This window comes from Mycobacterium sp. DL440, from assembly GCF_011745145.1.
Classification (GTDB): domain Bacteria; phylum Actinomycetota; class Actinomycetes; order Mycobacteriales; family Mycobacteriaceae; genus Mycobacterium.
Genome location: NZ_CP050191.1, coordinates 1,945,180 through 1,955,434 on the forward strand (window position 1 = coordinate 1,945,180; position 10,255 = coordinate 1,955,434).

Below are 10,255 nucleotides of genomic sequence, written 5' to 3' on the forward strand. Positions count from 1 at the left end.
ATTCAGTCCTTGTTCGGCAGGAACAGCACTTTGGACGAGAAGATCGACCGGTCGCCGAGCTGCTGCATCATGTCCGGCAGGGCCGACAGCGGGAGTTCGTGGGTGATCATGAACTCCCACTTGAGTTTTCCTTCGGCCAGCATTTGCGCCGAGGTGCGCCACTCGTCGCCGGGGAACGGCGCCGAGAAGGAGTTCCAGGAGCCGTGCAGGCTGGTCTCCTGCCGCATGAACTGGTTGAAGGTGTCCTTGTCCAGGGTCACCGGAGCGTGCGGGATGCCGACGAAGACGGCGTGTCCGTGCGGGCCGGTCAGGTTCGCCGCCATATCGGCCGTCGCGGGGACGCCTGCCGATTCGAGCACGATGTCGAAGCCCCGTCCGGCCAGAGCCCTCGCCTCCTCGACGTTCTGCACCGCATGGGTGGCACCGGCCTCGCGGGCCATGGCGGCCTTCTCTTCGCTGAGGTCCACCGCCACGATCTGGACGGCGCCGTGCAGTTTGGCCCATTGGACGGCGAACAGCCCGATCGGGCCGGCACCGATGACGAGGACACGATGCCCGGCGCGCAGGTCGGTCTTCCACAGGCCGTGCAGTGCGATCGCGGCCGGGTCCAGCATCGCGGCGGCGCGGGGGTCGATACCCGCGGGCAGTTTCAGTAGATTGCCTGCCGGACTGACGACGTACTGGGCGTAGGCGCCGTTGGACCTGCTACCGAAGTAGTCGTAGTTCTCGCACAGTCCGAACGCGCCCTTGGCGCAGAATTCGCAGGTCCGGCAGGGGATCAGCGGGGGGACCGATACGAGTTCACCGATTTCGAATCCGTCGACGCCCGCGCCGAGTTCGGTCACCCAGCCGGAGAACTCGTGCCCGCAGATGATCGGCATGACGTAGCCGCCGTTTTTCAGCATCCTGGGGATGTCGGATCCGCACACTCCGCAGGCGGCCACCTTCAGCAGCACCTCGCCGGGTCCGGGCCGTGGTACCGGTGCCGGCTCGACCCGGATGTCGCCGGGTGCGTACATCACGGCGGCAGTCATGGATTCGGGCGGCACGCCCGGGGGATCGGGGCAGGGGCCTCGATGGTCATCGACTTGTCTCCTCGTGTGTTGTCAGGGCTGGAACTCGACGGCTATTCGGCAGCGGCGAAAGTTGATTCGCCTTCCAGCGACTGCGCATTGGCCTTGTTGACCAAACCCGTCTGGGCGTCGACGAAATCCGGAACCGATTCACCACGGGCGACCTTGGCCGCAGTCTCCATGGCAAGTTGCCCCTCGACGTGGGGGTCGTTGAGCGCGGTGGCGACGTACTGGTCGCCGCCGCCGATCGCGCGCACCGCCTCCATCAGGCCGTCCACTCCGAAAACCTTGACATCGGTGCGATGGTTCTCGGTGAGAACCTGCAGTGCCCCCAGTGCCATGTCGTCGTTCTGGGCGTACACAGCCTTGAGATCGGGGTGGGCCTGCAGCAGATCCTGCATGGCAGTCACGGCCTTGGACCTGGTGTAGTCGCAGTACGGACCGTCCACAACGGTGATGCTGGGCGCGGACGAGACCCCGTCCATGAATCCGTCCCTGCGCTCGCGCGCTACCGCGCCGCCTGCGTCACCCTGGATCTGGATGATCTTGCCGCCGGCCGGCCCGAGTGCGTCGACGGCTGCCTTGCCGACAAGCCGGCCCATGGCTTTGTTGTCGCGGCCGACGAATGCCGCCGCGCCGGATTGCACCGGTCGGTCGACGGTGACCACCTTGATGCCGGCCGCCTCGGCGGCCGCCAGGGACGGCGTGATTCCCTTCGGGTCGACCGGATTGATCACCAGCACATTGACTCCCCGGGTGATCAGGTCCTGGACGTCGTTGTTCTGCTTCGTCACGTCGCCGTTGGCATCGGCGTAGAAGAATTCGTCCCCCTGAGTCTGGGCCTTGGACTTGGCCGCGTCGGTGAGTGCGACGTAGAAGGGGCTCTGCTGGGTCGCCTGGCTGAAGCCGATCTTCACCGGTCCGTCGACTACCGTGTTGGTGCTCTGCGAGGCGTTGTCTCCGGGTACGGAACATCCGCAGAACGCGAGCGCCACGGCCGCTCCGAGCGTGATTCCCGAGACGGCTTTTGCGAATCTCACTGTTCCTCCTAGCTGTGCGCGTCAGTGTGGGGGCCGCGCATGACGACCATCACGTTAGGAACCGGCATGTGACAGCGTCAACATATGCGCATAACTTTGCTCATGTGAGCAGCCGCGGCGTGCGCCGGGTACTACAGCGGTGTCGACCCCCGGACACCGGCCGGCAATGCGGCCGGCCCGGGTCGCGCCGATACTGAGGACATGGCTGACGGTCCCGACATTGCACTTGACCCGATCGGTGCGGTTCAGCGCACCCCTGTGGGCCGCGAGGCCACCGAGCCGATGCGTGAGGACATCCGACTCCTCGGCGCGATTCTCGGTGACACCGTGCGCGAACAGAACGGAGCCCAGGTCTTCGACCTGGTCGAGCGGGCCCGGGTGGAATCCTTCCGGGTCCGCCGTTCGGAGATCGACCGGGCCGAGTTGGCCGACCTGTTCACCGGTATCGATGTCCACCAGGCGATCCCTGTCATCCGTGCCTTCACCCAGTTCGCGCTGTTGGCCAATGTCGCCGAGGACATCCACCGCGAGCGGCGACGCGCAGTGCACGTGGCGGCCGGCGAGCCACCACAGGACAGCAGTCTGGACGCGACGTATTTCAAGCTGGACCGGGCGATCGCCGCCGCCGAATTGAACTCGGCGACCGTCGCCGATGCGTTGAGCGGTGCCCTGGTCGCGCCGGTGATCACCGCGCATCCCACCGAAACCCGGCGCCGGACCGTCTTCGACACCCAGCACCGGGTCACCGAGTTGATGCGGCTGCGTCTGCACGGGCAGACCCATACCGCCGACGGCCGCGATATCGAGGTCGAGTTGCGTCGCCACATCCTCACGTTGTGGCAGACCGCGTTGGTGAGGTTGTCCAGGTTGAAGATCTCCGACGAGATCGAGACCGGCCTTCGCTATTACCCGGCAGCATTCTTCGAGGTCATCCCACAGGTCAACGCCGAGGTGCGCACCGCGTTGCAGGCCCGCTGGCCCGGGGCGGAACTGCTGGAACAACCGATCCTGCGGCCGGGAAGCTGGATCGGCGGCGACCGCGACGGCAATCCGAACGTCGATGCGGGCGTGGTGCGGCTGGCCACCGGGCGCGCCGCCCACATGGCCTTCGCGCACTACTTCACCGAGCTCACCGCGCTGGAAGAAGAGCTTTCGATGTCGGCGCGGCTGGTCCGGGTCAGTGACGAGCTCACCTCGCTGGCCGATGCCTGCGCTGAGCCGGCACGTGCCGACGAGCCCTACCGGCGGGCACTGCGGGTGATCCATGCCCGGCTGACCGCGACCGGCCGCGAAATCCTCGATGATCAGCCCGAACACGAGCTCGACCTGGGCCTCGCGGCCTACCGCACCCCGCAGGAATTCCTGACCGACCTGGACACGGTCGACGCCTCGCTGCGAGGCAACGGTAGCGCGGTGCTGGCCGAGGACCGGCTGACCAGGCTGCGAGAAGCTGTGCGGGTCTTCGGGTTTCACCTCTGCGGCCTGGACATGCGACAGAATTCCGAGGTGCACGAGCAGGTGGTCGCCGAGCTGCTCGCCTGGGCTGGGGTGCATCCCGACTATGCGTCCCTGCCCGAAGCGGACCGGGTGGAGCTGCTGGCGGCCGAGATCTCGACCCGTCGCCCGCTGATCGGCGAAGGCGCCGAGTTGTCGGAGCTGGCCCGCAAGGAACTCGACATCATCGGGGCGGCGACCCGGGCGGTCACCGTCTTCGGCGCGCAGGCCGTGCCCAACTACATCATCTCGATGTGCCAATCGGTGTCCGATCTACTCGAGGCGGCGATCCTGCTCAAAGAGGCCGGCCTGCTGGATGTTTCGGGCGCAGCTCACGGCGAGGTGTATGCACCGGTCGGGATCGTGCCGCTGTTCGAGACCATCGAGGATCTGCAGCAGGGTTCGTCAGTCCTGGAGGCGGCGCTCGCCCTGCCGGTCTACCGCAGCATCGTCACCGCCCGCGGACAACATCAGGAAGTGATGCTGGGCTACTCGGACTCGAACAAGGATGGCGGCTACCTCGCGGCGAACTGGGCGCTGTACCGGGCCGAATTGGACCTCGTCGACGCGGCCCGCAAGACCGGAATTCGGTTGCGCCTGTTCCACGGCCGGGGCGGCACCGTGGGTCGTGGTGGCGGGCCGAGTTATGACGCGATCCTGGCGCAGCCGCCCGGTGCGGTGAAGGGTTCATTGCGCATCACCGAGCAGGGTGAGGTTATCGCGGCGAAGTACGCCGAACCCCGGATCGCGCACCGCAATCTGGAGACGCTGTTGGCAGCGACGCTGGAATCCACCCTGCTCGACGTCGAGGGTCTCGGCGATGAAGCCGACCCCGCCTACCAGGTTCTCGATGAGCTGGCCGTCCTGGCGCAGCGGGCATACGCTGAATTGGTCCACGAGACACCGGGATTCGTCGAGTACTTCAAGGCCTCGACACCGGTCAGCGAGATCGGCGCACTCAATATCGGCAGCCGGCCCAGCTCACGTAAACCGACCACGTCGATAGCCGATCTGCGGGCCATCCCATGGGTGCTGGCCTGGAGCCAGTCCCGCGTGATGCTGCCCGGCTGGTACGGCACCGGCACGGCGTTCGAACAATGGATCGGCGACGACGAGACCCGAGTCGCCGTGCTGCAGGACCTCTACGAGCGTTGGCCGTTCTTCCGTACCGTGCTGTCGAACATGGCCCAGGTGCTGGCGAAATCGGATATGGGCCTGGCAGCACGGTACTCCGAGCTGGTCGACGATGAAGAACTGCGGGCCCGGGTATTCGACAAGATCGTCGCCGAGCACGATCGCACCATCGCCATGTACAAGCTGATCACCGGCCAGGACGACCTGCTGGCCGACAACCCGGCCCTGGCCCGCTCGGTGTTCAACCGGTTCCCGTACCTGGAGCCGCTCAATCACCTGCAAGTCGAGCTGCTGCGCAGGTATCGCGGCGGGGATACCGATGAACTGGTGCAGCGCGGAATCCTGCTCACCATGAGCGGTTTGGCCACCGCGCTCCGCAATAGTGGCTAGCTCACCAGGACGTCGGCCAGCCGCAGCGACACCTTGGCCCGGCGGTCGGCGTAACCGCGTGCGGCACGCTGGATCTCCGCGGTCTGTTCCGTCCTGACGCGTTGATAGCACTGCAGTGCTTCGGTGTAGTCGCCATCGTGGACCGTGGCGATCTGGGCGGCCAACTCAGCGGCGTCCTGGATAGCTTGATTGGCACCTTGGCCACCGAACGGCGTCATCGGGTGCGCCGCATCCCCGAGTAGCGCAACGCGCGCGGTGGTCCAACGGTCGATCGGGTCTCGGTCGTACACCGGGTGCATGTAGACCGGGCTCGTCGCGGCGCGCAGCATCCGACCGACGGCCGAGTCGAACTGGTCGAATTGGCGGGCCAGTGCCTGCAGATCGGCCTGGGCCGACCACAGGTGCCGCGGCGGCTCGTCCACCCCGAGGGTGGCGTCGACTGCCACCTGTCTGCCGCCTCGCACCGGCATGGAGATGACGTGCTTGGCATAGTCCGCCGAATGCCAGGACCGCAGTCGGTCGTTGGTGACCTCGAGACAGTCGGCGGGGCTGACGGCCCGGAAGATCACCGACCCGCAGTAGTGCATGTCGTCGTCGCTGAACATCTTCCGTGCTCTCGACCGCAGTCCGTCGGCCGCGATTACCAGACCGGCCGGGACAACCTCACCGTTGGCGAAGGTGAGCTCGACATGATCGTCACGCTCGGTGATACCGGAAAGTTCGTGGCGAAGCCGCACCCGCTCAGGTTCCACAGCCGAGGCCAGCAGGCCGTGCAGATCCGCACGGTGCACGGTGCGGGGAGCAAGGTCGGCATCGGCGTAGCCGAACCGGCCGTGTTCGGCGCCGTCCTCCGGAGTTGCCGCGTAGTCGGTGACCTTCTCCAACTGCCCCAGCTGATCGCGGTTCTCGAAGTACTGGGTGGCCGAGGAGATTTCGTCGAACGCATCGACCACATTCCACTGCTTGAACAATCGCAGGGTCTGCGGCGAGATACCCAGTGGGCCGCCGACCTCGCCGAGTTCGCGGGTCTTGTCGAAGACGACCGGCCGATGGCCGTCGTGCTGCAGTGCGACGGCGGTTGCCAGGCCACCGAGGCCCGCACCGATGATGGCGATATCCATGGAGATTCCTTTCGGGTTCACCGGATCCGGGCCAGGCCTTCGGCGTCGAGGTAGACACCGGGCAGCACGCCGGGCCGGTAACTGGTGACGGTTCGGACATTGCAGAGCGGCAGCCACAGGCCGCCGGTGAGGATCCGGCGCTGGATGTCATCCACCAGCTCGCGACGGTCATCGGGGTCGGTACACCTGAGCTGGGCGTCGAGCAGGATGTCCAGTTCATCTGATCCGGTGCGGCGGTTCATGTTTCGCTGGGTCACGGCGAACTGGTAGCGCAGCAGGTCGGGGTCGCTGCCGGTGAAGTAGAAGAACCGGAAGTCGTAGTCACCGGCCTGCTGGCGGTTGCGCAGTTCCGGGAAGTCGACGTCGGCGAGGATCAGCTCGATGCCGTGTTCGCTCCACTGCGCGGCGACCTCGGTGAGGACAGCGGCGTCGATGGGGGAGAACGTGCTGTTGAAAACCACCTCGAACGACAACCCCCGCGCGCCTGCGGTGGCAAGGAGCCGGCCGGCCGTCACCGGATCATAGGTCAGGTCAGCGGAGCAGTCCCGGTACCCGTCGGTCGTCGGGGTGAGCACCGACGACGCGACGGAGTATCCCTCGGCATCGAGGATCGGCTCCAGGGCGGAGCGGTCGATCAGCAGCGACAGCGCACGCCGAACGCGGGCGTCGGTCAGCGGACCGCGGGAAGCGTTGGGACACAATCCGTAACTGATCCCCGGGTTGTGTATCTCGGCGACGCGGTAGCCGTCGATCGGCCCGGCGTACAGGTCACCGATGTCGGCCTGTTCGAATATCAATCGGCGCGATCCGTCGGTCACCCCGCCGGTGACCTGCTGCCATCGGCCGGTGCCCAGCCCGTGCGTGTTGCGGATCGCCAGGTTGACACTGGCCAGCGAACGGAGGAACGCCGCATTGTGATGTACGAAGTGAAACGTCACGGTGTCGGTCTCGGCCTCGGCCGAGTCGAGCCCGGCGAGCATCGTCACGGCGGCCGGGAGCGGTGAAATGTTTTTGAGCGCAGTGATGTCGGCGAAGCTCTGTGCGACGGTGGCCGCGGTCAGGGGTGTGCCGTCGGAGAAACACCGGTCGGGACGAATCGACAGGACCAGGGTCAGCGGGTCGCGGTAGTGCCACGAGGTGGCCAGCCACGGCAGCAGTGTGCTGGTCTTCGGATCGGCATCGAGCAGGCTCTCATAGACCAGCCGACAATACGTCTTCGAGATGCTGTTGTAGGCCAGCCGTGGATCGTCGGAGAGCTGATGGGTCGGCCAGCCGAACGTGAGGTCGTGCATCATCGCACCGGCGCCAATCTCGTTGCCTGCCAAGCCGAACGGGCCACCAACGTCGCAACCAACCCAATCACCGTCACCAGCACGGCCACGCCGCTGAACAGTTGGGTGCCCAGGCCGTCGATCATCGTCGCCCCGGCCGCCACTCCGATCGCCGCGCCCAGCGCCCGAAGGTAGTGATACAGGCTGGAATCGAAGGGTATCTCTGTCGAATTGGTCAGCACATTGCTGGCCAACGAACTCCACAGGAACCCCATCGCGCAGCCCATCAACGCGGCACTGCCCAGCGGCACGTGTCCGAACAGGCTCAGACCGGCGACGATCAGGAACGCCGAGCCGATGCACACCAGCCGGGTGCTCTTCCGATTGTCGCCGGGCCTGCCGAATTTCAGCATCGGGATCAGCCCGGCGAAGAACGCCATCGGCAACAGGAACACCGCCGAGCCATATGAATTCAGCCCGCGCACCTGTTGCAGGACATAGACCACCGAGAGGGTGAATACGTTGGTCGCGATGCCGGCCACGAAGACCACGACCAGACTTCGGGACAGGACCCGCGTGTGGTGCCGGCTGCGCAGAACGATCACAGTGATCCCGAGCAGGATCGCCACCACGAGCAACGTCGCCTTGGTATGCAGCGCGGTAGACCATCCGATCGCCAGGAAGAGCACCAGCTGAACCACCGCGAGAGCGACCACCGGGGTCGCCCCCTGCGTGGTCGTGGCGTCGTCGTCGGCATCTGCCGTCCGTGGCGAGATGGCCAACAGCGCCATCGCCACGACGGTGGTCACCACGGTCTCGTAGGGGAACGACCGCCAGCCCCACAGATCGTTGAGCAGCGCGGTGATCAGCGGTGAGCACAATGCGGAGGCTGACACCACCAGGCCCCACGCACCCAGGACCGCCGAGTGATGGTCGGGATAGAACTGCGCCCGGATGATCCGGAATATCTGGGGTGCGAGCACTGCCGAGGCGATGCCCTGCAGGAACCGCAACGTGATGAGGACCCAGAACTCGGGGCTGAGGCCGGCGGCGATACCGAGAACGGCCAGCACCGCCGAACTGGCGAAGAACGCGGCCGTAGGCCGGTAGCGGTGTGACAGCAGGCCCGCGGGTAGCAACGCCAGACAGAATCCGGCCAGGAATGCCACGCCGATGTAGGCAGCCTGTGCGAACGGGATGCCGAAGTAGTCGGCAATCGCCGAGTTCAACAGCACAGCCGACGACGAGTTGGAGTAGAGGGTGTATTCGGTCAGGTAGAGCGACGCCGCTACGGCGTATAGGGACGGCTTCATGACGCCTCGAAGCTGATAGCAGGATCACATGGGCAGCGAGAGCTAACCCGAGATCCTCTTCAGCGGCGCCAGACGTGCCCGGTTCCAGATCGACGCGAGCGCAGCATGTGCGTCTGCGCGATCCAATCCGGCACTCATGGCGACCACTGTAACCGAGGTGCGGAGCGGTCCAGCCCTACAGGCCTGCGCTCTTGCGAACCCGGCTGACCACAGCGCGCACCGCGCTTTCCGTCGCAGCCAGTGGCGACATCACCGCCTCGCCGATCCCGACGATGACCTCGACGCGATCCACGATCGACTCCAGGCGCTCGACCACCCCGATGAGGCGGGGCGCGAGCTCATCGATACGGGTGATGGTGTCGTTGAATCGGTCCAGGGTGGCATCGAGGCCGCCGGTCGACTTGTTGAGGTCGACCAGGGTGGTACTGAGATCGGTGAGCAGGGTGTCGACCTGCTCCACGGTCATGTCGGCGTTGAGCGCGGCCTGCGTCAATGTCCGAATTCTCTGCCGCCCAGAATTCGGGCGGGTGCGGCCGTCCCCTTTGTCTGCCATGCCAGACAGTATGGTCGGGCAGGTCGCCGGCCGACCGGAAAACCGGTCAGGCTTCGACGGTCTCGACTCCTGCGTTGTGGAGGTGTTCGCGCCAGGTGTCGTCGAGTTCGTTGGTGACGAAGACGTCGATGTCGGTCCAGCCCAGGGACCCGGCGATCGCGCGCTGACCGATCTTGGACGAGTCGGCGAGGATCACCACCCGCCGGCCTTGCCGGGCCATCGCGGTGGCGATCTCCGCGTCCAGCAGGCTGTTGAACCGCACTCCCATGTCGAGATCGACTCCATCACAACTGAGAAACGTGGTGTCCACGCTCAATTGGGAGATCGCCGCCGTCGCCAACGGCCCGCTCGTCCCGAATGACGAGGCGCGCAGCGATCCGCCGATCACGATCACCTCGAAGGAGGGCACGCTCGCGAGGCGCTCTCCGATGTTGAGACCTGAGGTGGCGACCCAGAGTGGCTGCGCTTGAGAGGCGAGCTCCTCTGCCAGCGCAAGCGTGGTGCTGCCATCGTTGAGCAACACTGACGAGCGAGGTTTCACCAGGGCGGCGGCCGCCAGGGCGATGGCACCCTTCTCCCGCGCGTTGCGTCTGCGCCGGAGGTCGAACGCCTCGTCCAGGGTGCTCGATGCTGCCGCCAATGAGGCTCCACCCCGGACTCGCTTGATCAGGCCCTGCCGTTCGAGCGCAGACAGGTCGCGTCGGATCGTCGGGGTGCTGGCCCCCGTCGCGCGCTGCATGTCGTCCAGCGATGCGAACGGTTGACGCGAAAGCAGGTCAAGCAGGTGCGCGTGACGTTCCTCGGCGTGTTGTTCGGCCACAGCCGTACACCCTACTGTCGATCAATATCGATCATTGAGTTGCCGA

At 66.0% G+C, this 10,255-nt stretch carries 8 protein-coding genes; 1 reads left to right on the forward strand and 7 read right to left on the reverse strand.

Going from position 1 to position 10,255, the window contains the following annotated elements; translation table 11 throughout:
- Window positions 1–2 precede the first annotated feature (2 nt).
- Together HBE63_RS09625 and HBE63_RS09630 are read right to left on the reverse strand one after the other, a co-directional pair.
- Entirely contained in the window at window positions 3–1,034 is a 1,032-nt protein-coding gene (locus tag HBE63_RS09625; protein ID WP_166904544.1) for a galactitol-1-phosphate 5-dehydrogenase, read from the reverse strand.
- A gap of 92 nt (window positions 1,035–1,126) precedes the next feature.
- On the reverse strand, window positions 1,127–2,113 hold the full coding sequence (locus HBE63_RS09630; protein WP_166904545.1) for a substrate-binding domain-containing protein: 987 nt from the start codon (window positions 2,111–2,113) through the stop codon (window positions 1,127–1,129).
- Window positions 2,114–2,314: 201 nt separating this feature from the next.
- Between HBE63_RS09630 and ppc the strand changes: the two genes are divergently transcribed.
- On the forward strand, window positions 2,315–5,131 hold the full coding sequence (ppc, locus tag HBE63_RS09635; protein WP_166904546.1) for a phosphoenolpyruvate carboxylase: 2,817 nt from the start codon (window positions 2,315–2,317) through the stop codon (window positions 5,129–5,131).
- Here ppc and HBE63_RS09640 read toward each other — a convergent pair.
- The 5 genes from HBE63_RS09640 to HBE63_RS09660 form a co-directional block, all read right to left on the reverse strand.
- Window positions 5,128–6,252: an NAD(P)/FAD-dependent oxidoreductase gene (locus tag HBE63_RS09640; protein ID WP_166904547.1), complete on the reverse strand. Its 1,125-nt coding sequence runs from the start codon at window positions 6,250–6,252 to the stop codon at window positions 5,128–5,130. The genes ppc and HBE63_RS09640 overlap by 4 nt on opposite strands.
- Before the next feature lie 17 nt (window positions 6,253–6,269).
- Window positions 6,270–7,544 (reverse strand): ABC transporter substrate-binding protein, encoded by a 1,275-nt coding sequence (locus HBE63_RS09645; protein ID WP_208301334.1) that lies wholly within the window; start codon window positions 7,542–7,544, stop codon window positions 6,270–6,272.
- Window positions 7,544–8,836: an MFS transporter gene (locus HBE63_RS09650; RefSeq protein WP_166904549.1), complete on the reverse strand. Its 1,293-nt coding sequence runs from the start codon at window positions 8,834–8,836 to the stop codon at window positions 7,544–7,546. The genes HBE63_RS09645 and HBE63_RS09650 overlap by 1 nt, the downstream gene beginning before the upstream one ends.
- Before the next feature lie 175 nt (window positions 8,837–9,011).
- Complete coding sequence (locus HBE63_RS09655; RefSeq protein WP_166904550.1) at window positions 9,012–9,389, reverse strand: ATPase; 378 nt, start codon at window positions 9,387–9,389, stop codon at window positions 9,012–9,014.
- Between the two features lie 46 nt (window positions 9,390–9,435).
- On the reverse strand, window positions 9,436–10,209 hold the full coding sequence (locus HBE63_RS09660; RefSeq protein ID WP_243858587.1) for a DeoR/GlpR family DNA-binding transcription regulator: 774 nt from the start codon (window positions 10,207–10,209) through the stop codon (window positions 9,436–9,438).
- Window positions 10,210–10,255 lie beyond the last annotated feature (46 nt).